General features: G+C 43.5%; 17 protein-coding genes and 1 pseudogene. 12 read left to right on the top strand and 6 right to left on the bottom strand.

The features are described from left to right. Positions 1-142 precede the first annotated feature (142 nt). Entirely contained in the window at positions 143-274 is a 132-nt protein-coding gene (locus ACM5QX_RS21070) for a hypothetical protein (protein WP_255449089.1), read from the top strand. 35 nt (positions 275-309) lie between these two features. Then, positions 310-1791: a site-2 protease family protein gene (locus ACM5QX_RS21075; RefSeq protein WP_414755299.1), complete on the top strand. Its 1482-nt coding sequence runs from the start codon at positions 310-312 to the stop codon at positions 1789-1791. 61 nt (positions 1792-1852) lie between these two features. On the opposite strand, the pseudogene ACM5QX_RS21080 reads toward ACM5QX_RS21075, so the two are convergent. Next, positions 1853-2428, bottom strand: a pseudogene (locus ACM5QX_RS21080) (DUF2887 domain-containing protein); the annotation flags it as partial. A 44-nt stretch (positions 2429-2472) separates the two neighbouring features. After that, positions 2473-3723 (bottom strand): glycoside hydrolase family 10 protein, encoded by a 1251-nt coding sequence (locus tag ACM5QX_RS21085; protein WP_414755300.1) that lies wholly within the window; start codon positions 3721-3723, stop codon positions 2473-2475. A gap of 411 nt (positions 3724-4134) precedes the next feature. On the opposite strand from ACM5QX_RS21085, the gene ACM5QX_RS21090 reads away from it, so the two are divergent. Then, entirely contained in the window at positions 4135-4632 is a 498-nt protein-coding gene (locus ACM5QX_RS21090) for a hypothetical protein (protein WP_414755301.1), read from the top strand. 89 nt (positions 4633-4721) lie between these two features. On the opposite strand, the gene ACM5QX_RS21095 is transcribed toward ACM5QX_RS21090, so the two are convergent. Further along, on the bottom strand, positions 4722-4886 hold the full coding sequence (locus tag ACM5QX_RS21095; RefSeq protein ID WP_414755302.1) for a hypothetical protein: 165 nt from the start codon (positions 4884-4886) through the stop codon (positions 4722-4724). 333 nt (positions 4887-5219) lie between these two features. On the opposite strand from ACM5QX_RS21095, the gene ACM5QX_RS21100 reads away from it, so the two are divergent. The 4 genes from ACM5QX_RS21100 to ACM5QX_RS21115 all read left to right on the top strand — a co-directional run bounded on the left by ACM5QX_RS21100 (position 5220) and on the right by ACM5QX_RS21115 (position 9469). Beyond that, a complete protein-coding gene (locus ACM5QX_RS21100; protein ID WP_414755303.1) occupies positions 5220-7007 on the top strand; it encodes a hypothetical protein in 1788 nt (595 codons plus the stop codon). Between the two features lie 126 nt (positions 7008-7133). After that, positions 7134-7754, top strand: coding sequence for a FeoB small GTPase domain-containing protein (locus ACM5QX_RS21105; RefSeq protein ID WP_414755304.1), 621 nt, complete (start codon positions 7134-7136; stop codon positions 7752-7754). A 25-nt stretch (positions 7755-7779) separates the two neighbouring features. Next, entirely contained in the window at positions 7780-9243 is a 1464-nt protein-coding gene (locus ACM5QX_RS21110) for a nucleoside recognition domain-containing protein (RefSeq protein ID WP_414755306.1), read from the top strand. 1 nt (position 9244) lies between these two features. Beyond that, positions 9245-9469: a FeoA family protein gene (locus tag ACM5QX_RS21115; protein ID WP_010996278.1), complete on the top strand. Its 225-nt coding sequence runs from the start codon at positions 9245-9247 to the stop codon at positions 9467-9469. Here the strand turns inward: ACM5QX_RS21115 and ACM5QX_RS21120 are convergent, their stop codons facing one another. Continuing rightward, entirely contained in the window at positions 9470-10462 is a 993-nt protein-coding gene (locus ACM5QX_RS21120) for a methyltransferase domain-containing protein (RefSeq protein WP_414755307.1), read from the bottom strand. 456 nt (positions 10463-10918) lie between these two features. Between ACM5QX_RS21120 and ACM5QX_RS21125 the strand changes: the two genes are divergently transcribed. The 4 genes from ACM5QX_RS21125 to ACM5QX_RS21140 all read left to right on the top strand — a co-directional run bounded on the left by ACM5QX_RS21125 (position 10919) and on the right by ACM5QX_RS21140 (position 16975). Continuing rightward, positions 10919-11362 (top strand): YidH family protein, encoded by a 444-nt coding sequence (locus ACM5QX_RS21125; RefSeq protein WP_414755308.1) that lies wholly within the window; start codon positions 10919-10921, stop codon positions 11360-11362. A gap of 438 nt (positions 11363-11800) precedes the next feature. Continuing rightward, positions 11801-15400, top strand: a complete 3600-nt coding sequence (gene nifJ / locus ACM5QX_RS21130) for a pyruvate:ferredoxin (flavodoxin) oxidoreductase (protein ID WP_414755312.1) — start codon at positions 11801-11803, stop codon at positions 15398-15400. 848 nt (positions 15401-16248) lie between these two features. Then, on the top strand, positions 16249-16503 hold the full coding sequence (locus tag ACM5QX_RS21135; RefSeq protein ID WP_414755313.1) for a UPF0175 family protein: 255 nt from the start codon (positions 16249-16251) through the stop codon (positions 16501-16503). Then, positions 16493-16975, top strand: coding sequence for a DUF3368 domain-containing protein (locus ACM5QX_RS21140; protein WP_414755314.1), 483 nt, complete (start codon positions 16493-16495; stop codon positions 16973-16975). Before ACM5QX_RS21135 ends, ACM5QX_RS21140 begins: the two co-directional genes overlap by 11 nt. A gap of 172 nt (positions 16976-17147) precedes the next feature. On the opposite strand, the gene glgP is transcribed toward ACM5QX_RS21140, so the two are convergent. Then, positions 17148-19361: an alpha-glucan family phosphorylase gene (gene glgP / locus ACM5QX_RS21145; RefSeq protein ID WP_414755316.1), complete on the bottom strand. Its 2214-nt coding sequence runs from the start codon at positions 19359-19361 to the stop codon at positions 17148-17150. A 545-nt stretch (positions 19362-19906) separates the two neighbouring features. On the opposite strand from glgP, the gene ACM5QX_RS21150 reads away from it, so the two are divergent. Further along, complete coding sequence (locus ACM5QX_RS21150) at positions 19907-20341, top strand: hypothetical protein (RefSeq protein ID WP_414755317.1); 435 nt, start codon at positions 19907-19909, stop codon at positions 20339-20341. A 189-nt stretch (positions 20342-20530) separates the two neighbouring features. Here the strand turns inward: ACM5QX_RS21150 and ACM5QX_RS21155 are convergent, their stop codons facing one another. Further along, on the bottom strand, positions 20531-24814 hold the full coding sequence (locus ACM5QX_RS21155) for an ATP-binding protein (RefSeq protein WP_414755318.1): 4284 nt from the start codon (positions 24812-24814) through the stop codon (positions 20531-20533). Positions 24815-25019 lie beyond the last annotated feature (205 nt).

Consider the following 25019-nt stretch of genomic DNA (forward strand, 5'->3'; position numbering starts at 1 on the left):
TTGGTATTGATGTTCTCACCTTCCAGTCTCATTCTCTTTAATTCACATTAGACGTCAATTTCTACTCTCTACTACTAAAAGATGGGAAGTTACACTTTTTTTCATTGGGGCAGGCAGGTCACAACCTTGTGGTAGAGTCGTGATGCGTAAAATCCCTGTCATTTATGCGGGGGATATAAGCGAAAGTGCCAAACACCGCTTGCTACAAGTCGGCATAGCCGCCCAACGCACTGGCTCATTTATGATTAGTAATGTATCTATAACACCGGCCTAATTCGGGCTTAGTCTTTCACAGCGAAGGGTTGGGAAATGTTTGCTTCCTCAGAGACTTCTATACTGGGAATAATTTTACTGGTAGCTTTCACCATTTTGGGTTGGGGCTTTTACCGCGCCAGACCTTTTGGTAAACTCGGAATCTTAGCCTGGTTGCAGTCGGTGGTATTAATGGCTCCTTGGCTGTTGTTTTTTGGTTTGTTTGCTGCCGGGATTTATATCAACATCGTTGGCATATTATTTTTGGTAGTGGGTTCTGCTGGATTGTACATCTACTTGGGTAGACAGTTGCGATCGCTTGGACAAGATGCCATCCTCAAGCAACGGGCAACGGAAAGGCTGGCGGCTGAATCTTCACCAGCGCCAGAAAATATCCCGCAACCAGTGGGGGTAGTTGTGGAAATCATGCCAATCCCCGAAGAAGACTTGAATGTGATTAAAGGCATTTTCGGGATTGATACCTTTTTTGCCACAGAAACGATCGCCTACCAAGAAGGTGCTATCTTCAAAGGTAATCTACGCGGCGAACCCCAAGAGGTTCACACTCGTCTGAGTAAGAGTTTGCAAGACAAGTTAGGTGACAAGTATCGCCTATTTTTAGTAGAAAACACAGACACTAAACCTGTGGTGATTGTGTTACCCAGCACTAATGATCCACGCCCGACCACATTACCACAGAAGGCGTTTTCTGCCATCTTAGCCATAGCAACTGTCGGCACTAGTTTAGAAACTGCCGGATTACTCTTGAATTTTGATTTATTTTCCACCCCAGCCAGATTGCCAGAGGCTTTACCTATAGGGGTGGGGATATTTGCCATTTTAGTGGCTCATGAAATTGGGCATTGGTTAGTTGCTCGCCGTCATCAAGTCCGCCTGAGCTGGCCTTTCTTTTTGCCGGCTGTACAAATCGGATCTTTTGGGGCAATTACTCGCTTTGAGTCTTTGTTACCCAATCGCTCAGTATTATTCGATATTGCGGTGGCTGGGCCAATCGCTGGAGGGATTGTTTCTTTGCTTATGCTGATTGTAGGTTTGCTGCTATCCCACCAAGGCAGTTTATTTCAGTTACCCAATCAGTTTTTCCAAGGATCAATTTTGGTGGGTAGTCTAGCACGGGTTGTCCTCGGTTCGGCGTTGCAATCACCTTTAGTCAACGTCCACCCCTTGGTAATTATTGGTTGGCTAGGGTTAGTCATCACCGCTTTAAACTTAATGCCAGCCGGCTCCTTAGATGGTGGTCGGATTATCCAGGCAATTTACGGACGCAAAACCGCAGGTAGAGCAACATTTGCTACTTTAATTGTGTTGGCTGTGGTTTCTCTCGGTAATGCACTAGCGATGTATTGGGCGATCGTAATTTTGTTCTTACAACGGGATTTAGAACGTCCCAACTTGAATGAAATTAGCGAACCCGATGATGCTAGGGCGGCTTTATGCTTGCTTGTTTTGTTCTTGATGATTACTACCCTTTTACCTCTAACTCCTGCTTTAGCCGGGCGTTTGGGGATTGGTGGCTAGTTAATATCTGGCTGTATCCTCGACTTTTTCCAAGTCGGGGATCTAAAAACTCAATTTCATCTTAAAGGGCTTCTAACCAAGCTTGTAAATTAGCTAAACTTGTAAAATCTAATAAAGCTTCGCTCAAATCTTCGAGAATCGGTAAAGGTAGAGTGGCAATGTGCGATCGCATTTCTTGAGAAATTTCTCCAAACCGCTTAGTTAGCAATCGAATCACTAAATTAGCCGCTTCTTGCTGTCTTCCTTCTTCACGCCCTTCTTCACGTCCTTCTTCTTTAATCTCTCTATAAACTCTCGTTTCTTTAAGTGTAATTCCCAACATTTCTTCTACCTCTGTTTTACTTAATTTTTCAAACTTGTACACCATTATCGTTGTGATCATCTCTATTATGGCGCGGTTTGATGGTTGAGATGCTTGCTGTTGACTCCTTGTTAATAAATACCTAGCTTCCGAGGGTGCTTGTTCTTCATCTATGGTCGTCAATACCATCAACGCTAACCATAAGGGCAAGGAACGAATATCCCCCAATTCATTTAAATACACTCGATGAAGTTGGCTGCTATTTAGTAATGCGCGGTAAGGATAAGTGTCACCCACCTTGTTCAGTCTGGCGCGGAGCAATTCTTTGCAGCCCCATACACCACAGAAGCCTCAATTCTTCTGTGGTGTATCGCGTTTATTTATGGCTTCCAACCTGTAATCAGATTGGGATATTTGGCTGGTTGGGTGAATATTTGTTGGAAGCCAGCCTGGCGTTTTGCAGATGCTTCCTGGCTGAGGTTCCAGAGGGTTTCGTAGAAGAAGAAAGAAACGCCAGCAAAGTTGCGATCGCGTACTTTCTGCACTTGGGTTTGAATCTGTTGTATGGGTACGGAGCGATTTTTCAACCCAGATAAAATGCCGATACTCACAGGGATATGTGCTTTGGCTGTTTTGACTTCTGGATATTCTAATTCTTGAACAAAAACGTTTAAATCGTCCCGGTAAATTTGCAATACCAGTTCTTCAATCAGTCCCATTCTTTCCCATTTCTGCCAATCTGCTAAAAAGTAATCATAGGAGAAACGCTGAGGATTAGGTGCAACGGAAACCAAGCAATCTTTTTTAGTGGCTTTAATTGCTTTAAATACTCTTTGCATGAAGTTGGTAATTTTACTGGCTCTCCAGCGTAGCCATTCCGGATCACGGGGGTTTTTGGAGGGGGCTTGACCACGGTGTTCTTTCTTGTATAAAGCTACTGTGTAGGCATCGTAGCCTAGTTCTGAAGGTAAGCCGAAATGATCGTCAAATTGAATACCATCGATGTCGTAGTTTCTTACAATTTCCACGATTAAATCTTGGATAAATTGTTGGACATCTGGGCGGAAGGGATTTAACCATACGCGATCGTGTTTACCTTCCTTGACTATACGACTACCGTTGCTGCGACTGGTTAACCATTGGGGACGGTTTTTGGCGAGGAGTGAATCGGCTGGAGCCATGAACCCAAACTCAAACCAGGGAATTACGGTTAATCCTTGTTTATGTCCCTCCGTGACGATTTCTTTGAGCATATCTCGCCCTTGTAATCCTGGGGTCGGGTCGATCGCTCGTCCAATAACTTTGGCTGCAACTTTGCTGGGGTAAAGTGTATGTCCCCAGTTCCACACTGCTGGATATACGGTATTGAAGTTGAGTTTATCTAAATTTTGTAAAGATGTTTTGAGGCGATCGCGTTCAAATAATACATCACTATCAATATTGGTTAACCATACCCCCCTCAATTCAGATGCTAATCCTGCACTAGGAGTAATTTGAGCCTTTAAAGGAAACGATAGCATCACCGTAGCCACAACACTCAAAACCATCATTAAGGCAAAGAAGACTTGCTTTCTAATTGCCGCAACATTAGGTAATAAAGATCCACTACACCACTTCACAAACACTTTCATAAATCGTTATAAACATCTGCTAAGAAAACATGAAGCATGACTGTAATAGTTAAGCAGAAGTTGCACCATTTTGTTAGCTTTTAGTGGTCAGAAGCCTTGCCATAAAAGGCTGATAAATTTGCTTTAAACTTAGCGAAACCACCTTTGGCATAGGATTTGTTTGCTCAAAAAGCTAGAAAATTTTCTGCTCTTACCTGTTTGTGAATCCCATATAATCTTTATATTCATTAGATAATTATGTAAATTTTTAACTAATTTGGGAAAAATAGTGTATCTTTATGGTGATTCTAAGTAATAATAACGAAAGCTTAGGATAAAAAATCAAATAGCTACTTACAAAAGTAATAACAACATACTAAGTAACTTTAACACTGTGTTAAGCAACTTTAGAAACCACGGATAAGGTTGATAATGAACAGCTTAAGTAACTCGCAAGACCTATTGACAGATATGACAGCCGCCATGAAGAGATTAGAAAGGTCGCTGATGCTGTCTACTGGCGAGTTCTCACTAATCTTAGCTTGTGCCAACTCTGTGAAAAAACAGCAGCAAACCCTCAATTCCTTACAAGCATCTTCTTCAACCAACATTCAAGAGATTACTCTCTCACCAACAGACGAGACACTATACACAACCATTAAAACCAAATTGGGCAATACTCAACCCGAAGTTCTGATGATTCGTGGTTTAGAATCTGTAGAGGCCATTAACCAACTCATTCTCAGTACAAATATCATGCGAGATGAGTTTCGTAAAGACTTTCATTTCCCCTTGGTATTATGGGTAAATGATGAAATTCTTCAGAAATTAATCTGGTTAGCACCCGATTTAAAAAACTGGGCAGCTAATACCATTAAATTCGATGCGGGTCAAAATCCACTGATGGAAACTTCAGCCCTAACTGCTTAAGGCTGGTGGTGATTGGGGACTGGGGACTGGGGATTAGGTAAATGTTTTATCTGCTCTACTCTCTTACTTTTTCCTGTTTTCTATAGGACTCATACTTGATTTTTGAAATATACGTAGGGGAGCCACTGCGTTGGTGAAGCAGTACGGTCTTGGGGTTTCCCCAAGTGGAGTAACTGCTGAAAGGGTTTCCCGGCTTGGAGCAAGTGGCGTTGGGCAATGCCCACCGGCTCATGGTTTCGGTGGGCATTGCCCACCCTACTACAAATACTTACTTTTTCCTGTTTCCCATTTCTCTTGAAATACTTAGTAACAAAAAATCAATTAGGGCTTACGCACCCAGATTTTATTTTGAGACCAGGTGTAAGTGTTTCAAACAATACCCCTACACCCTTACACCCATAAACCCTTGATATTGCGTTTTCATACGTAAGTCTGATTAATATAGAAGTGTCTATCTTCACATCTACATCAGAAGATATTTCATTTTGGGAATAATTACGGAATTGTTCTTACTGGTTACGTATTAATTGTTGAACATTGCAATACTGAACTCTAGACGCTGATGTCAGCGTTTTATCTTAGGAATTATGCTGCCAATTTATCGTTATACTAAACAGGCTCAAATTATTACTGCTTTAATTTTGACTGGCATTCTATCTGTTGGTAGTGAGTTGACACTGATAAAAAACGCCAGCGCTTCATCTATCGATTTTTTAGCACAAAATGTTCCAGCGAACCGCTTACCGCGCCTTGTAGCTAATGCTGTGTTGCGAGATTTATCAAATCGATCAGGAATTTCTTCCCTCTTTTTGAAAATCACTGATTATCGTCAACAAACTTGGCGTAACGGTTGTTTAGAACTACAGCGACCGGATGAACTCTGTTCTCAGGCTTTAGTTCCAGGTTGGCGAGTTGTAGTTTCTCGCGGTCAACAAAGTTGGATTTATCACACCAATCAAAATGGTTCTGTGGTCAGGCTAAATGAACGAGCTAACACAGGTAGATTACCTCAAAATGTGAGAAATGCTGTGTTAGTACAGGCGCGACAAATCTCAGGATTACCAACTAGGGCGTTGAGTATTGTGGAATTTCAACCGACTAACTGGGTTGAAGGTTGTGAAGTCTCCACTTTCCCCAATCCTTGCGATCAAATTTTAGTCTCTGGTTGGCAAGTAACTGTAGGTGCTGGGAATCAACGTTGGGTATTTGTCAGTAATGAAAATGGTGATAGAGTCCGGTTAGCAACTGGAAGTAATCCAAGTGCAAATTTACCAACATCGATTATAGATGAAGTGTTAGCGGATGCTTCCAACCGCAGTAGAACCAAGATTGCAGTCAGTTCGAGAAATATTACCCAAGCAGAACGGGTGGTGTGGAGTAATGGCTGTCTAGATTTAGATGGGGGGATTTGTACTTTCGCCCAAGTGCCTGGTTGGCGTGTTACGGTCACAATAGGCCGGGAAAAGTTCGTTTATCACACTGACAATAACTTTTTAGTCAAGTTCAATCGAGCTGCTAGCACAACTACTGGTAATGTTAACTCTGTGCAACCTATACCTATTTCCCAGAGTGAATTACCGCCACCTTTAGATAGGAATGTGGTCTTCCGCTCAATTGCGAGTGGTGGTTTTACTGGCAGAACCTACGAGACAATTTTGCTCAATGATGGGCGATTAATTCGTGTGCAGATTGGTGATGGGAATGATTCTGAACGCAGTGTGCGCCGTCTCAGCCGCCAAGAATTACAGCAATTTCAGCAGTTGCTACAACGCTACAGAGGTGAATTTAATAATCTGCGCTACCCTGCGCCCAGAAGCAGTGCTGACTTTATCACTTACACTCTTACTAGCCAAGAGGGTACGGTCGAGTACAATGATATTTCTGTAAATAGCGTACCGACAAATTTACAAGCTGTCATCACCGCTTGGAATCAAATTAACGATACCCCAATCTCAGATGATGGTAATCTCAACCCTGTACCGATTCGTCCCAGCGAGTTACCACCACCTTTAGATCAAGGTGTAGTATTTCGAGAAATTTCTAGCGGTGGCTTTGCGGGTAGAACCTACGAAACAGTATTACGTGATGATGGTTTGTTAATCCGTGTGCGGATTGGTGATGCTAATGATTCTGAGCGGAGTGTGCGCCGTATTCCTGTGCAGCAGGTACGTCAATTTCAACGGTTGCTAGAACGCAGATCAGAGGAGTTCCAAAATATTAATTACCCAGCCCCTAGAGGTGCTGCTGATTTTATTACCTACACTCTGACCAGCGAAGACGGTACAGTACAGTACAACGATGTTTCTCAGAATAACTTGCCGCAGGATTTACAGGGAGTGGTGCAAGCTTGGAGGGATATTGTAGGGAATAGGTAATTGGTAATTGGTAATTGGTAATTGGTAATTGGTAATGGGTGTTTCTTGATATTAGGAGATTTCCTCACAAGTTCCTCATGTTTCTCGTTGAGAATAATTTGCAGTTAATCTCAGCGAGAAATTTTGATGGATTGTCACAAATGTAAATCTCAGGGTCAATCGTGTAAAAAGCGATCGCCTAAATTGCTATTTTCCCCCAAAAATCAGCAACCATTTACTCAGGATGTTTCCCACAATCCCCAAATTGCTTTGGTTGGAATGCCCAATGTTGGTAAGAGTGTGTTGTTCAATGCACTAACAGGAATTTATGTCACAGTTTCTAATTACCCCGGTACAACTGTAGAAGTAAGTCGTGGACTAGCGCAGATTGGGGAACAAAGCATCACAGTGATTGATACACCAGGAATGTATTCACTATTACCCATCAGTGAAGAAGAAAAAGTTGCCAGAGATTTATTGCTTTTAGAACCTGTAGCAGCTGTGGTTCATGTGGTAGATGCTAAAAACTTGGGAAGAATGCTGCCTTTAACTTTTCAACTGATAGAAGCTGGTCTGCCGATTTTACTCGCTGTCAACATGATGGATGAAGCCCATCGTTGGGGGTTAGATTTACGACCAGACTTGCTGGAGATGGAATTAGAAGTTCCAGTAGTTTGTATGGCGGCTGCTTTGAACCAAGGTATAGATGAATTGCGACATAGGATAGCCTCGCTCCTGCCAGTTCAGACTGCAATGATACCAGCGTGAGTATTTGAGATCAGGAGAAAAGGGCATGATTAGCCAAGTTATCTATCCAGAACCAATTGAAGCAGCGATCGCTCAAATAGAATCGTGGTGGCAGACATTGGGCAATCGCTATTTATTTCATAATTACTCATTATCACCTCGTAGCCTGGCTTTATTGCTGTTACAGAAAGACCCAGGATTATGGCAAATATTAGAACAAGACCAAGAACAGTGTCGTCATCTGGAAGTTTTGATTACTGTTACCCAAAATCAACTTCATCAGCCTTTAGGACTAGCGATCGCCAATACTCGTCAAAATCAGGCTCGGATAATAGAAAGGGCAGTTTTGCATGAAACCAGAGAAGCGCGATCATCGATTACAGAAACACTCCACCAACTCACGGTCAATCCTATTACTGGATTCCCCATTCTTGTGGTCATTCTTTACTACGGAGTTTACAAATTTGTCGGTGAATTTGGTGCAGGGGAACTAGTAGATCGCATCGAAAGCTTTTTTGAATCACAAATTAACCCATTAGTCAACCAAGTCGCGGCACAAATCATTCCCTGGCGACCAATTCAAGACTTGATTGCTCATGATTATGGCATTATCACCTTGGGAATCCGTTATGCTACGGCGATCGTTTTACCTGTAGTTGCCACTTACTTCTTGATGTTCTCGTTACTAGAAGATAGCGGCTATCTTCCACGTTTGTCTTTAATGCTGGATCGCTTATTCAAATCCGTTGGTTTATCGGGTCGTGCGGTGATTCCGATGGTATTGGGCTTGGGGTGCGACACAATGGCAACAATAGTCACCCGCACCTTAGAAACCAAACGTGAACGATTAATTGCCACCTTTTTACTTTCCCTGGCCATACCTTGTGCAGCACAGTGGGGTGTAATTGTGGGACTACTGGCACAAAAACCAGCCGCCTTACTGTTTTGGGGAGGTTTTATCACCGCCATCTTCCTAGTAGTTGGGTATCTCACCGCCAGATTGTTACCTGGGACTTCCGGCAGGTTTTACATGGAAATTCCCCCTTTACGTCTGCCCAAATTACGGAATGTGTTCACTAAAACCTGGGTGCGGATGAAGTGGTATTTCTTTGAAGTATTACCCTTATTTATCTGGGCATCTGTGTTGATTTGGGTGGGACGTTTAACCGGATTATTTGACGTAATTATTCGCGCCATTGAACCTCTCACCTTGGCTTTGGGAATGCCAAAACAAGCAGCGCCCATATTTCTCTATGGCTTTTTCCGTCGAGATTATGGTGCAGCCGGACTATTTGATTTGCAGCAACAGGGAAGCTTGACAGGTAATCAGTTAGTGATAGCTGCGATCGTTTTAACTTTGTTTTTACCCTGTATTGCCCAATTGCAAATGCTGATTAAGGAACGGGGGAGTAAAACTACTTTGGCAATAGTACTGTTTATTTTTCCCTTTGCTTTCCTCATGGGATATGTCGTCAACTTCGGCTTAATATTATTCGGAGTGAACTTTTAATATGAACGCCTTATCAACAGTCAAAGTCGGTCAACCGCAAACGGTAGTAAGTTTACGAACTCAAGATCAAGCAGTACTACAAAAACTGATGGCATTCGGTATTTTACCAGGGAGCAAGTTGGTGCTAGAGCAACGCTTTCCATCCTATATCATCATGGTTGGCAGAACCCGCACCGCCTTGGATCGAGAAACAGCACAGTGTATTTTTGTGGAATCTCGCAATTGATTACTTTTGAGCAACCTTGATCCCAGTTGTCTGTTCTGCTGATGGTGTTACAGTGTTAGCTCGTAAAGCGCGGAACATCCCAAATCTACAGAGTCCCGTACCGAATGCCAACCTCATCAGTAGTAGGGTAGGCACTTCTCGCAGAGATTTAATGAAACCAGATAGACCAAAACGCACTAATCCTTCTGGTCTAACTATTCCTTGCCAGATAGAATCTAGCCAAGAGGGGAGTGTTTGTTTTGTCCAGTCTGCGGTGATTACCTCCCCTTCTACTAATCCCGTCGCGGCCAAAAGCTCAGAAAAGCCTTCGATGCTGGAAAAAGCTGGATGAGACCACTGATCTAGTAGTTGCTGCATTACTGGTTTCTCCCAAAAATTCAGGGGTTTTTGGCGATCGTCTCGCTGATTCCAGTCGGCTAAAACCATGATTCCACCAGGCTTTAGCACCCGCATCAATTCTTTGGCAAAAATGGCTTTATCTGGCATATGTGGGCCAGCTTCAATTGACCAAACTACATCAAAACTACCATCTGGGAAAGAAAGCGCCATTGCATCATCCACCAAAAACTGTGCATTCAGTTCCTGAGGTGTTAATTCTTGGGCGCGTTGGACTTGTTGGGGGCTGATGGTGATACCTGTAACGGCAAATCCATAATCCCGTGCCAAAATGCGACTACTTCCCCCAATTCCACAACCAACATCTAACAGGGTAGTACCAGGGGGTAATTTATCCAAACCACCCCAACGCACCATTTCATGGACAAAATCAGATTTAGCTGCCAGAAAATCTTTCCTTTGCGGTGGCGAACCATAATGACCTAAATGGATGTGTTCGCCCCAGTAAAACTCTAAAATACCGTCTTCAGTCCACTGGTCGTAGGAATTGGCTACGGAGTTAGATGATTGATAACGTCTAGCAGTAATGAGATATAACGCGATACCTGCTGCCAGTAGTGTTAAAAAAAATATCAGTGTAGAAAGCAACCAATTCATGAAAATAGAGCCTTAATGAGCCTTAACATTTATATACAATTTTATCCCATTGCTTTCTTCGGAGAGTTTAACTATTCACGCCTACCTCATTACTTAGAACTGTATGTAGGTTGGGTGGAGGAACGGAACCCAACATTCTCAAGACTTTGTTGGGTTACGCTATCGCTCCACCCAACCTACTATTCTCTTAACTGAACCGTATTGGGATATGGTGGGCATTGCCTACCCTACAGATACTTAGGAACACCAAAAAATCAATTATCTGGTCTGGTAGGGTGCGTCAGTATGAATAATTTCTGAGTATAGTTAGGTTCTATCGCACTGACGCACCCTACATTTGGATATTTTTACTGGAAGTCCTTACGTTAATTATTACTGGGGAATGATAGAGAAAATAGCTTTTGCTGATAATATTTCAGTCTTGGTATTCCTCTAAGCCAAAGAACCAATTACTTTATGAATAAGCTGCCGAAAATAGACCGTCAGCGAGAGCATCAAGCGAATGAACGTACTTTTTTAGCTTGGTTACGAACTTCTATCGCCTTGATTGGTTTTGGTTTTGCTATTGCGAGATTTGGGTTATTTTTGCGTCAGCTTGATACGGCAATTTCACAAAAGGAAACTTATGTCAATCCTCTATTCAACTCAGAGAATTTAGGGATTACTTTAGTACTTGTGGGGATTTTGGCGATCGCTCTAGCTGCGTGGCGTTACAATCAGGTATTCTGGCAAATAGAACGAGGTGACTATCAACCTAATCGATTGGCAGTATGGTTGATGACTGGAGTTGTGATGATTTTGGGGTTTTTAAGTATTCCTTTACTCTTGTTACGGGAACAATCTATACCGCGACCGTCTTCTGTTTTCAAGCAGCCAAAATCGGAAAATATTCGTCAATAGTCAATAGTCAATAGTCAATAGTCAATAGTCCACAGTTAAAAGATAGTGGAAATCATCCCGAACCTCTACCCCAGAAAATGCAATTAATTAGCTAAAAAGCCGATTAGTTAGGCAGTTTCCCAATAGAGTACATCGTTAATAGATCGTATATATATAAGGTATTGCGGATGAGATACTGACCTATGGAATATTTGTAGAAAGTCGAATCAGTAGCCGCATATAAATACTTGTTTTGATAATGCTATCACTTCCCGTTGAATACTGATAATATCTGTGAAATAGGTAATTGGGAATTGGTAATGGTAAAGAACAATTACTTATTAGCTATTACCTATTACCATTCATTAAATATATTTAATTCCCTGGTTCTGGCTATTTCTCATTCTTCTATCTCTACATTCTGAAAGTGCAGTTTAGGGCTAGGACAAGGATAAAATTATGAGCCAAACTTTTGCAACTATTGACGGCAATGAAGCTGTTGCCCGTGTTGCTTATAAACTGAATGAAGTAATTGCTATCTATCCCATCACCCCCTCTTCAGCAATGGGTGAATGGGCTGATGCTTGGATGGCGGAAGGTCGTCCTAACCTGTGGGGTACAGTTCCCAGTGTGGTACAGATGCAAAGCGAAGGCGGGGCGGCTGGTGCGGTGCATGGGGCTTTGCAAACGGGTTCCTTGAGTACGACTTTCACCGCCTCTCAAGGGCTGTTGTTGATGATTCCCAATCTCTACAAAATTGGGGGTGAACTGACTAGTATGGTGGTTCACGTTGCAGCCCGTTCCTTAGCTACCCACGCCCTATCAATTTTTGGTGACCATAGTGATGTGATGGCGGCTCGTGGTACTGGGTTTGCGATGCTGTGTTCGGCTTCGGTGCAGGAAAGCCACGATTTCGCTTTAATCGCCCATGCGGCTACTTTAGATACAAGGGTTTCATTTTTACATTTCTTTGATGGCTTCCGTACCTCCCATGAAGTGCAGAAAGTGGAACTTTTATCAGATGATGATGTGCGATCGCTCATTAATGAAGATAAAATATTTGCACACCGCGCCCGCGCCCTGACTCCAGATAGTCCTCTGTTGCGGGGGACAGCCCAAAATCCTGATGTCTTTTTCCAAGCCCGTGAAGGTGCAAACCCTTACTACAATGCTTGTCCGGAAATTGTCCAAGGGATTATGGATAAATTCGGCGAACGGACGGGGAGATATTATCAAATATATGAATACCACGGCGCAAGTGATGCCGATCGCCTAATTATTCTCATGGGTTCCGGCTGTGAGACGGTACATGAGACAGTAGATTATCTCAACGCCCGTGGGGAAAAGGTGGGTGTTCTCAAAGTCAGACTATTTCGCCCCTTCGATGTAGAGAGATTTATCCAGGCTTTACCCAATAGTGTACAGGCGATCGCAGTCCTCGACCGCACCAAGGAACCGGGAAGCGCGGGGGAACCGTTATATCAAGATGTAGTTACAGCGATTCATGAAGGATGGGTAAATAAAAATAATTCCCCAGTCCCCAGTCCCCAGTCCCCAGTTCCCAAAATTATTGGTGGGCGTTATGGGTTATCCTCGAAGGAATTTACACCGGCGATGGTGAAGGCTGTGTTTGATAATTTGGCACAAGCTACGCCGAAGAATCACTTTACTATCGGGATTAATGATGATGTAACGCATACATCCCTGGAATATGACCCCAGTTTCTCTACTGAACCGGATAACGTTGTCCGGGCGATGTTCTACGGGTTGGGTTCCGATGGTACAGTAGGGGCGAATAAAAACTCAATTAAGATTATTGGGGAAGGAACAGACAACTACGCCCAAGGGTATTTTGTCTACGACTCCAAAAAATCCGGCTCCATGACCGTTTCTCACCTGCGCTTCGGTTCTCAACCCATACGTTCTACTTACTTAATTGACCAAGCCAATTTTATTGGTTGTCATCACTGGGGATTTTTGGAACGTATCGAAGTTTTAAAAGCTGCTGCACAAGGAGCGACTATATTGTTAAATAGTCCTTATGATGCGGGTGCTGTTTGGGAAAATTTACCCCTGAAAGTACAGCAGCAAATTCTAGACAAGCAACTCAAACTCTACGTCATCAACGCCAATCAAGTCGCCCGTGACAGTGGTATGGGTGGACGCATTAACACCATTATGCAGGTGTGCTTTTTTGCTTTGGCGGGGGTCTTGCCAGAAGCGCAAGCGATCGCCAAAATAAAACAAGCGATAGAAAAGACCTATGGTAAGAAAGGGGCGGAAGTTGTCCGGATGAATCTGCAAGCGGTAGACCAGACCCTAGAAAATTTACATGAGGTGAAGATTCCTCTTGAGGAAAAAGGGAAATGGATAGATGAAGAAGCACTCCTATCTAGCCAAAGTCCCTTTCCCACCAGCGCGCCCAAGTTTGTCCGGGACATTCTGGGAAAAATCATGGTGTGGCAAGGTGATGACTTACCTGTAAGTACACTACCACCTGATGGGACATTTCCCACAGGTACGGCTAAATGGGAGAAGCGCAACGTCGCGCAAGAAATTCCGGTGTGGGACACGGATGTCTGCGTGCAATGTAGTAAGTGTGTGATGGTTTGTCCCCACGCTGCAATTCGCGCTAAGGTTTATCAGCCAGGTGAGTTAGAGAATGCACCGCCTACTTTTAAGTCAGTGGATGCTAAAGATAGAGACTTTGCTAACCAAAAATTCACTATCCAAGTGGCTCCAGAAGACTGTACAGGCTGCGCTATTTGTGTAAATGTCTGCCCAGCCAAAAATAAATCCGAGCCATCCCTGAAGGCGATTAACATGGCAAATCAGCTACCCTTAAGGGAACAGGAGAGAGAGAATTGGGATTTCTTCTTGAATTTGCCTAATCCTGACCGACGCAAGTTAAAACTTAACCAGATTCGTCAACAACAACTGCAAGAACCTCTATTTGAATTTTCTGGTGCTTGTGCTGGTTGTGGTGAGACACCTTATGTAAAACTATTAACACAATTATTTGGCGATCGCGCGGTTATTGCCAACGCCACTGGTTGTTCTTCCATTTACGGCGGAAACCTCCCCACCACCCCTTGGACGAAAAACAGCGAAGGACGAGGCCCGGCTTGGTCTAATAGTCTATTTGAAGATAACGCCGAGTTTGGTTTTGGCTACCGTCTCTCGTTAGATAAACAAGCAGAATTTGCGGCGGAACTACTGCAACAGTTCAGTGCAGAAGTGGGGGATAATCTGGTTCAGTCCATCCTCAATGCAGAACAGAAAACTGAGGCTGATATCTGGGAACAACGGGAAAGAATAGCGTTGTTAAAGCAACAGTTAGATGGAATCCAGACTTTTGACCCCAGCATCAAATCCAAAATCCAAAATCTCAAATCCTTAGCCGATTACCTAGTGAAGAAAAGCGTCTGGATTATCGGCGGTGATGGTTGGGCTTATGATATTGACTTTGGTGGTATCGACCATATATTGGCGAGTGGTCGCAATGTGAATATTTTGGTGATGGATACAGAAGTGTATTCTAACACCGGGGGTCAATCTTCCAAAGCTACCCCTAAAGCAGCCGTCGCTAAGTTCGCCGCCAGTGGTAAGCCTGCACAAAAGAAAGATATGGGCTTAATGGCGATGAATTACGGTAATGTGTATGTGGCGAGTGTGGCGTTAGGTGCGAAAGATGACCAAACACTCAAGGCATTTTTGGAAGCAGAAGCCTTTGACGGCCCATCTATAATTATTGCCTACAGCCATTGCATCGCCCACGGCATCAACATGACCACAGGCATGAACCAACAAAAAGCCCTGGTAGAATCAGGACGCTGGTTGTTGTATCGTTATAATCCACTGTTGCAACAAAAGGGCAAAAATCCCTTACAGTTAGATATGCGATCGCCTACTCAATCAGTAGAGCAATCAATGTATCAAGAAAATCGCTTCAAAATGCTGACGAAAAGTAAGCCAGAAGTAGCTAAACAACTACTAGCACAAGCACAAGCTGAAGTTGATGCACGTTGGCAGATGTATCAATATTTGGCGAATAGGTAATAGTTAATGGGTAATGGGTAAGAGGTTATTTATAAAGCAAAAATAAAATTATTGTAGGGTGTGTTAGGCGCTCATTTCCCTGATGATTGGTCACAAAATAACTATCCTCGCGCCTAACGCACCGCCGGATGGTGCGTTACGGCTAAATTTTCTTGTCTCTGAGTCCCAAATCCTTTCATAGCCGTAACACACCCTACTTAATATTTACTTTATAAATAGTCTCTAATGGGTTGTTCTTGCCTATTACCTATTACTATTTTTGTCAAGTCGCTTCGCTCCAATTCAAAATTAAAAATTCAAAATTCAAAATTAAAGACAATTAGTGGGAGCTTGGACTCGCCACTAATTGTTTGATAATTTTCAAGAATGGATACAGAGTAAATTTAATATTAATACCAGTCAAAGTTGGGATAGTATTATCCTCGCAAATTCCACTGATGAAAAAGATGCTTTTTATAAATTTTTTCAGCTATTTGAACAATTCCTTTATGGAGTAACAAACACTGCAAATTTAGAATTAGCCGCTAAAAGCAATACAGATTATTCAAACAGTTAACAAGAGGTGATTGAATACTATTAAGATAGATAACAGTCTCTACTTTACCATCTCTAATCTACAGGCGATCGCTCTTTTCCATAACCCCGATTTCTTCGATAAGTCGGAGTTATACAGCGTTTCCTGGTCTACTGAGGTACAAATCTCTGCGTACCTCTGCGTTTTACTTTGCGTTCCTTTGCGTTTCAAAATATTATCTGTACCTCACTTAACTGGGAATTTCTATAATTTTTCCGCTAACTCAAAATTGCTTTATAATAAAAATATAAAATAATTATAATTTATCATTATTATGCGAACTGTAGCAATTCAATTACCAGAAACAGTATTTTCAGCACTCCGCAAAAACCCTGAAGAATTTGTTCAAGAAATGCGAATTGCAGCAGCAGTTAAATGGTATGAATTAGGTGAAATATCACAAGCTAAAGCAGCAGAAATTTCTGGATTGACTCGTGCTGAATTCATCAATGCTTTAGCACGCTATCAAGTAGATTTTATGCAATATACGGCTCAAGAATTAGCAGAGGAACTGATGAATGTCGATTAGTCGCGTCATTGTTAACTCTTCACCTTTAATTGTTCTTTTAAAAAGTCAACAAGCTCAATTAATCCCACAATTATTTACAGAAATTTTAGTACCATCCGGTGTTATTGAAGAAATTACAACGAAAAATGACACCGCATCAAAACTATTACCAAGTATTTCGTGGATACAAACGGTAGAAGTTAAGATTATTGTACCTGAAGTAGCAGCTTGGGATTTGGGAAAAGGAGAATCACAAGTATTGAGTTTGGCACTACAAAATTCAGAATTTGCTGCTATTGTTGACGATAGGGCAGCGCGCCGTTGTGGTCAAGCTTTAGGAATTACTACAATTGGAACGGGAGGTTTACTGATATTAGCAAAAAGACCTGGACTCATTGCAAGTATATCTCCTGCAATCCAAGCTTTGCGTGATGCCGATTTGTGGCTATCTGATACTTTGGTAGAATTACTCAAACAACAAGCAGGAGAATAAAGATTCATGAACCAACAAAAAGCCCTGGTAGAATCAGGATGCTGGTTTTTGTATCGTTATAATCCACTGTTGCAATAAAGGCTAGATAATTTAATTAATCCTTATCACCAATTACCAAAAAAAGGGGTAGATATACTACCCCTCTACCGAACCAGGAAACTTAGATTATTAGCTACAGCAGAACTTTAGCTAAAATTGGTGGTACAACAGTAGAGATTTCTGGCACATACACCTGTGTAACGTAGTCAGCAATCATTCTGTCGGTATTAAATAATGGTGCATTGGTTTTGATGGATGCTTTCATGACTTGCACCCAACGATGGGGAATCCCGTTGGCATCTTGGTCGTAGTATAGAGGTACAATTTCCTCTTCTAGCAACTTATACAGGGATTGGGAGTCAATGCGGTCTTGTAATTCTTGGTCGCTGGTGTGAGCATCTTCACCAATCGCCCAACCATTTAAGCCTTTACCATTTGCGTCGGCTTGATAACCTTCACACCACCAACCGTCAAGGACGCTGCAATTAATCCCACCGTTAAAGCAGACTTTCTGTCCACTTGTTCCCGATGCTTCTAGAGGACGACGGGGATTATTTAACCACACATCCACACCTTGGACTAATTTTTGTCCGGTGTAAATGTCGTAATCTTCAATAAAGGCGACGCGGTTAATAATGCCTGAATTATGACACCATTCCATCAAGCGTTGGATAATCCGCTTACCTTCTTCATCGGCTGGGTGGGCTTTGCCGGCAAACACTATCTGCACTGGACGTTCAGCGTTGCTGAAAATCCGTAACGCCCGTTCTGCATCACGTAAAATTAAATCGCCACGTTTGTAAGGGCTGAAGCGTCTAGCAAAACCAATTGTCAAGATTTTGGGATCAAGTAGACTATCGCTGGCTTGAATTAGTCTGTGGTCTTCACCCCGATGTTCCCGTGACTTTCTGACTTTATAACGGGTATATGCGACTAATCTTTCTTTGAGGATGAGATGGCGTGACCATAATTCCTCATTGGGGATGTCGTCAACTTTTGCCCACGTTTGGGGATCAATGGCGCGAGTTCTCCAGTCTGCACCTAAGTATTGATTATATAAGTCGGCTAATAAGGGTGCTGTCCATGTGGGTGCGTGTACACCATTGGTAATGTAACCAATGGGTACTTTCTCTTCTGTGCGTTGGGGATAGAGGACAGTCCACATCTTGCGGGATACTTGACCATGTAGTTCACTCACACCGTTACAAGCGCGAGACATCCGCAGGGCTAAAACGGTCATACCGAAGGGTTCCCAAGGATCTCCTAATCGCCGTGCGCCTAATGCTAAGAATTGTTCGCGGGAGAGGCGTAATTGTGTCCAGTAGTGGGCAAAGAAGGAGTCTATTAAATCGGGGGAGAAGACATCATGACCGGCGGGAACTGGTGTATGGGTTGTGAATACGCAACTTTTCCGCACACTGGCTTCAATGTCGTAGAAGGATTTACCTGTGCGTTCGATTTCCAGACGGGCAATTTCTAGGGTACAGAAAGCGGCGTGACCTTCGTTGAGGTGATAGACAGAAGGTTTGATTCCCAAGGCTTGCAACGCCCGGACACCGCCAATTCCTAAGACGACTTCTTGGGCGATGCGGGTTTCTGTATTCCCACCGTATAAATGTCCTGTTAACCAACGGTCAATGGGATCATTGTCATGGCGATCGCTATCGAGTAAATATAAACTTACCCTGCCTACTTGCACTCGCCAGATTTGCACTGTTACCTGGCGCTGGCGAATCTCCAATTGAATTGTTAGTGGTTCCCCATGCTCATTTTTAATCAACTCAATGGGCATCCGGTGGAAGGAATTATCCACATAATAATCTTCTTGCCAACCTTGACGGCTCAAGCGTTGACGAAAATAACCTTGGCGATATAACAAGCCAATACCCACCAACGGTACACCCAAATCCGATGACGATTTTAGGTGATCCCCAGCCAAAATCCCCAGACCACCAGAGTAAATTGGCAGAGATTCATGGATACCAAATTCGGCACAAAAATAAGCAACCGGGTTGTTGTGAGTAACTTGAGGTGCTACTCGACTCACCCAAGTATCTTTCTGATTAATATACTGGTCAAACTCCTGCGCCAAGGCAGAAACTTGCTTGAGATAAAACGGGTCTTCAGCTAACTGGGTGAGGCGTTCGTAACTGACTGACTCTAAAATTGCCACTGGGTTATGTCCGCAGCGTTCCCACTCTTGGGGATCAATGGCTTGAAATAATGCTAGGCGATCGCCGCTCCAACTCCACCAATAGTTGTAAGCTAAATCTGCTAATCGCTTTAGGGAAAAAGGTAGCTTTTCACTTAAATGTAAGGCTGCTGTATTTGCACTGCTCTGAGACATAAAATTCTACGCTTTGGAAATTACGTGTGAGATACTTACGGTTATCAAAGAAATACTTTCTTGCTGTATGGTTGACAACACAGCATTAGTAAACGTCTTATTTTTTCTCGATTTCACTCATCATCTACCCCCAGCCAACGCCATTCAGGTTGATTTGTGTTGAGTTTCAAGTAGTTAACTAACACCTGAATTAGGGGGATTTTTTTGACATCAAAACTTACCTAAAATTAGTGATGTTTATTCTTTATATCTTGTAGAGACTACCATTATTTATGAGAATTTTTGATGTTGTTTTATATCGATACCACGCACTAAATTTTAATTTATTTATTCTTTTGTAAAAAAATATTTAAATATATAACAATATAGTGTTGCCAAGCAAAACCTTATTAGCAAAATTGTATTAGAGGCAAAAAAATTCTCTGCATCCAAGAAGACCTTTCCAGCTAGTGAGGATTAATCGGTTTGATGGAAAGCCATGTGGAATCTGTTTTGCGTAAATTGACTGGGCTTGGAGAACTTACAAACAATAACTCTAGACTCATATGATCAATCGCATTACCTCTGTTTTTCTTGTTGGTTTGATAGCATCCGCTTCAGCTTTGGCTATTTCCCCCAAGGCTGACGCGAACACACCAGCATTTTCTATTTTTGAGCTAGGTAGACAAGATAATCGTCGCTATAACCGAGATAACGACCGTCGTGAAGATTGGGATAATATCCGCTATGACCGCGACAATGACCGTCGCTATCGGGATAATGACCGTCGCCACCGGAATAATCACCGTCGTAACGACTGGGATAACAACCGTCGTTGGGACAACAACCGTCGCTGGGACAACAACCGTCGCTGGGACAATAACCGTCGCTGGGATAACAACCGTCGCTGGGATAATAACCGTCGTTGGGATAACAACCGTCGTGATGATTGGAATAATAACCGTCGTGATGACTGGAATCGTAACTGGTTTGGTTACTAATCCCTCCGCTTTCAGTATATTAGGCTCGGTTGTAGCTTAATTGAGCATTAATGTCCCAAAGTTTTGCAAATTTGGGACATTCCCATTCACCAGTAAGCGCAGAGACAAAATTATTTGTAGGATGAGTAGGTGATAGCGTCGCCCATCATCTTGTATACTATCGGGTTCTGTTCTCCACCCAAGCTACATTTAAAGTTTTATATCAATTAAGTTAACGATCGCCCTAATTAAATTGTCTGGGTCTACTGGTTTAGAAATATGCTTTTGAAACCCCACTTTTAATGCCCGCTTTTCGTCTATTTCCCCAGCATAGGCTGTTAGGGCGATCGCGGGAATCTTTCCGCCCTGATCTGGTGGCAAAGCTCTGATCTGCCGCATCAACATATAGCCGTCCATGTCTGGCATCCCAATATCACTCAGGAGGATATCGGGTGGGGATTGGGTAAAGACTCGCAATGCTTCAAGAGCCGAAACTGCTGTGACTACCCTTGCCCCTGCTTGTTCCAAGAGAAAAGCCACAAATTCGCGTGTATCGGTATCATCATCTACCACTAATACTTGGGTACCATGCAAACCCAGGGATACTTCTGAGGATGGAGAATCTGGTTTTACAGTCGGCTGAGTAGGTAAGAGTGGCAACTTCAGGGTGAATGTAGCTCCCATACCTTCACCCGGACTTTCTGCGTGAATAGTACCACCATGTAGCTCAACTAAATGACGCACGATCGCCAAACCCAATCCTAGCCCACCAAATTTCCGAGTAGTGGCGCTATCTGCTTGGCGAAAATAATCAAACACATAAGGTATAAAATCGGGAGAAATACCTTTACCAGTATCACTAACGCTAATTTGAGCTTGATTACCAACTTGTTCTAAGCGTATCTCCACCAAACCACCTGTGGGTGTAAACTTAACAGCATTAGAGAGCAAGTTCCACATCACTTGCTGTAAGCGGGTTGAGTCGCCAGAAACTAGTCCTATTTCCCCATCAAGATTGACTTCAATACGAATGGAATTAGCTTCTGCTGCCAGTCGCACAGTTTCAATCGCCCCTTTAATCACTGATGCTAAATTAATCGGGCTGCTTGTTAGGCTGAGTTTCCCCTGTAGAATCCGCGAGATATCTAAAAGGTCTTCAATCAATTCGACTTGCAGCTTGGCATTACGCTCAATAATAGTTACAGCTTGTTTGGCTTTTGCTTTGTCTAGTTTGCCATTTTGCAGCAGCCTTGACCAACCCAGAATCGGGTTGAGGGGCGATCGCAATTCGTGGGACAGCACGGCTAAAAATTCATCTTTAATCCGGTTTGCCGCTTCGGCTTCTTCTCGTGAGCCTTCGGCTGCCGACCGTGCTTGTTTTTCAGCTTCGTATAACCTGATATTTTCCACGGACACAGAAGCCATTTGTGCTAACTGCATCAGGATTGCTTCGTCTGCGGCGGTAAATTCACCATCATATTTGTCTGAAAGCTGAATCAAACCGATGTTTTGTCCGTTCCGCCCTACTAGGGGAGCAGCCAGCCAGCCACGCAGAGGGGGATGGTTTTTTGCCTCTTTGCCAAGGCCGCGCCACTGTGGATTTGCCTCTAGTTCGGCTTGAGTCATCCGCATTGGGTGATTGAGATGGCCGACACAGCCATAGATGCCTGATCCATCCGGCTTTTCATCATAATTTTGCCACTGAGTATACTTATCAGATAAGAAAATGGCGCTAATTGCCTGTGACCAGTTCTGGCCGATAGTCATGCTCGTAACAGATTGGTGAGAACCAATGATTGATGCTGCCTGATCTGTAATCACCTGCAAAACTTGCTCTACGGAAAGGGCAGAGTTAATTGCCAGTGCGGCTCTAGTCAATCCCTGCAATTGGTTAATGTAGTGGCGTTCAAGGGCTAGCAGTTGTTCGCGTTCCAGTTCAGCTTGTTTGCGTTCGGTGATATCCGCAGCAAAAACTGTCAGTCCATCAGGCGAAGGATAAACTCGGTGTTCATACCAACGATTCCAGGTGACATAAAGATATTCAAACTGGACTGATGTTTGTTCATTAAACGCTCGTTGAAATTGAAGATCAATATCAGTGCCAATAGTATCTGCAAATAAATCCCAAATGCGGTGATTGAGAATATCCTCGCGTTCCATGCTAATGATCTCGCACAGGCGATCGTTGACATAGGTAAATCGCCAGTCGCGATCGAGGACGTAAAACCCATCATTAATACTCGACAAAATAGTTTCTACATTCTGCTTGGCTGTTTCTGCTTCTTGTCGCAAGGTCTGTTCCTGCTCCATAGCATCTCGCCGCAATTGCGCCAGTTTTAAAGTTGCTTCCACGCGCGCTAATAGTTCACGGGCAGAAAACGGCTTAATCAGATAATCATCGGCTCCCGCTTCTAATCCTTCCACCTTTGCCTCTTCTCCGGCTCTGGCAGAAAGCAAAATGATGGGAATTTCACGGGTGCGATTGTTACTCCGCAAGGCACTGAGCAGACCAAAGCCATCCAGACGGGGCATCATCACATCCGTTAGCACCAAATCCGGTAGATGATTAGCCAACGCCTCTAATGCCGCCAGACCGTCGGTGGCAGTCTCTACTATATAATGTCTACTCAGCAATCGCTTCACGTACTCCCGCATATCAGCATTGTCATCGACCAGAAGAATACGGGCAGAGGAAGATAGATTATAGGTGAGTGGTGATAAATATGATTCCTCACTATTCCTGATTGCTGGTAACAAGCTTAAAGCTTCTTCAATGTAAGGAGCCGCACCTAATCCAGTAGAAACTAAGGTTCGTGTTGCCTGAATTCGTTCAGGGGGTAAATGGGCGGTTCCCATCGGCACGGTGATAGTAAAGGTAGTGCCTAAACCTTCACGGCTGTCAGCTTGTACCTGACCACCATGCAGGCGCACTAATTCTTGGACTAATGCTAGTCCAATTCCCGAACCTTCTTGAGTTCTGCCCCGCGCTCCCTCGACACGGTGAAACCTCTCAAACAAGTGGGGTAATTCTGCTTGAGGAATCCCAATCCCTGTATCAGTGACTGTTATTTCTACTTGGTGCTGTATCTGCCGCAGGGTCAGGGCGATCGCTCCCGAAAAGGTAAACTTAAAGGCATTTGAGAGGAGATTGAGAATAATCTTCTCCCACATTTGGCGATCAACATACACTAATTCTGGTAGTGGTTCACAGGTGACAGTAAACTGTAAGCCTGCTTGCTCAATTGCCGAGCGAAAGATACTGGCTAATTCGGCGGTGAAAGTAGATAAGTCTGTGGGTTCATAAACCGCTTGCACTCGTCCAGCTTCAATCCGAGAAAAATCTAGTAGTGTATTGACCAACTTCAACAGGCGTAAGCCATTGCGATGGATCAAGGTCATTTCCTGTCGTTGCTCTTGTGACAGATCATCTGCTGCCAATAGCTCTTCTAACGGACTCAACATTAAAGTCAAGGGAGTCCGAAATTCGTGGGAAACATTGCTAAAGAAGGTGGTTTTGGCGCGATCGAGTTCTGCTAACTTTTCGGCGCGTTTGCGTTCTTCTTCATAGGCTTGAGCGTTGCCAATACTGGCAGCAATTTGCGCCGAAACTAAATTTAGAAATCCTTGATAGTTATCATCAAACAGTCGAAATGGGTTTAAAGCCGCCACTAATACCCCAGCTTTGCCCATGCGTCCCGATGGTGCGATGGGTACTACAGCCGCCTGATGGGGTGGTCTATTCCAGGCTCCCGTTGGCAGATCAGGAAATTGTAATTGTAAATCAGAGATCAGATAAGGTTTATGAGTTGTTAACACCTCTGCAAAGCGCCAAAAAGAATTTTCTTCCAGGGCAACTGTTTCCGGAACAGCTTGGTGTCCTCGCTCAATTCCGCAAGTTCCTGCTAAAGTTACACACTGCTGCTTTGGATCAACCAGATAAATCATCGCAAACGGCAGATCGTAGGGGTTGGTTGCCAGACATTTGGTGCTGAGAATGCAGGCCTCATCAAATGTTTGAGCATCTGCTGTTTTGGCTGCCAGATCCTTTAACAGTGCCAACTGGCGCTCCCCAATGATGCGGAGTGTATCTTCTGTATTGGCGCAGATAATACCACCGATGCCACCGTCATCATTAGGCACAGGACTATAGGAAAAAGTGTAGTAGGTTTCCTCTGGGTAGCCATTGCGTTCCATAATCAGCAGCAAGGCTTCATCGTAAGTACCCTGATTTTGAAAGAGCGCTGTTTCTGCACGAGGCCCCACTTGATCCCAAATTTCTTGCCAGACGACGGCAGCTCTTTGACCTAGAGCCTCTGGATGTTTACCGCCGAGAATCGCTCTATAGGCATCGTTGTAGAGGTTGATTAGGTTGTTTCCCCACCAAACAAACATAGCTTGGCGACAAGTCAACATAATGCGTACGGCTGTTTTCAAGCTCTGTGACCAAGTTTCCACGGCACCGAGAGACGTTTGCGACCAGTCGCGCGATCTCATGAGTGCGGCCATTTCACTTTCGCCGACAAAGAGATTTTCAGAGATATTAGAGTTTATCTCATGGGTCACAGTTACAGCTCCCGAATAAAGTGCAAAGCATCGGTTAAGCCAGAGCTATTGTCTTTTTAGTCGTAGCTATCACAAGAAAACCGATGTAGAATATAACACTATATAAGCGCTGTATAAATTGTCTGCCATGAGCCTA

It is taken from the genome of Anabaena sp. CCY 9910, assembly GCF_963920875.1.
Lineage (GTDB): Bacteria > Cyanobacteriota > Cyanobacteriia > Cyanobacteriales > Nostocaceae > Trichormus > Trichormus variabilis.

Bases quoted from the DNA above. Each gene is read 5' to 3' on its own strand.
- ACM5QX_RS21125 (WP_414755308.1), top strand. From the start codon at position 10,919: ATGAATAAGCTGCCGAAAATAGACCGTCAGCGAGAGCATCAAGCGAAT.
- nifJ (WP_414755312.1), top strand. From the start codon at position 11,801: ATGAGCCAAACTTTTGCAACTATTGACGGCAATGAAGCTGTTGCCCGT.
- ACM5QX_RS21110 (WP_414755306.1), top strand. From the start codon at position 7,780: ATGATTAGCCAAGTTATCTATCCAGAACCAATTGAAGCAGCGATCGCT.
- ACM5QX_RS21115 (WP_010996278.1), top strand. From the start codon at position 9,245: ATGAACGCCTTATCAACAGTCAAAGTCGGTCAACCGCAAACGGTAGTA.
- ACM5QX_RS21140 (WP_414755314.1), top strand. From the start codon at position 16,493: ATGTCGATTAGTCGCGTCATTGTTAACTCTTCACCTTTAATTGTTCTT.
- ACM5QX_RS21085 (WP_414755300.1), bottom strand. From the start codon at position 3,723: ATGAAAGTGTTTGTGAAGTGGTGTAGTGGATCTTTATTACCTAATGTT.
- ACM5QX_RS21120 (WP_414755307.1), bottom strand. From the start codon at position 10,462: ATGAATTGGTTGCTTTCTACACTGATATTTTTTTTAACACTACTGGCA.
- ACM5QX_RS21155 (WP_414755318.1), bottom strand. From the start codon at position 24,814: ATGAGATCGCGCGACTGGTCGCAAACGTCTCTCGGTGCCGTGGAAACT.
- ACM5QX_RS21070 (WP_255449089.1), top strand. From the start codon at position 143: ATGCGTAAAATCCCTGTCATTTATGCGGGGGATATAAGCGAAAGTGCC.
- ACM5QX_RS21090 (WP_414755301.1), top strand. From the start codon at position 4,135: ATGAACAGCTTAAGTAACTCGCAAGACCTATTGACAGATATGACAGCC.
- ACM5QX_RS21075 (WP_414755299.1), top strand. From the start codon at position 310: ATGTTTGCTTCCTCAGAGACTTCTATACTGGGAATAATTTTACTGGTA.
- ACM5QX_RS21100 (WP_414755303.1), top strand. From the start codon at position 5,220: ATGCTGCCAATTTATCGTTATACTAAACAGGCTCAAATTATTACTGCT.
- ACM5QX_RS21105 (WP_414755304.1), top strand. From the start codon at position 7,134: ATGGATTGTCACAAATGTAAATCTCAGGGTCAATCGTGTAAAAAGCGA.
- ACM5QX_RS21135 (WP_414755313.1), top strand. From the start codon at position 16,249: ATGCGAACTGTAGCAATTCAATTACCAGAAACAGTATTTTCAGCACTC.
- ACM5QX_RS21150 (WP_414755317.1), top strand. From the start codon at position 19,907: ATGATCAATCGCATTACCTCTGTTTTTCTTGTTGGTTTGATAGCATCC.
- glgP (WP_414755316.1), bottom strand. From the start codon at position 19,361: ATGTCTCAGAGCAGTGCAAATACAGCAGCCTTACATTTAAGTGAAAAG.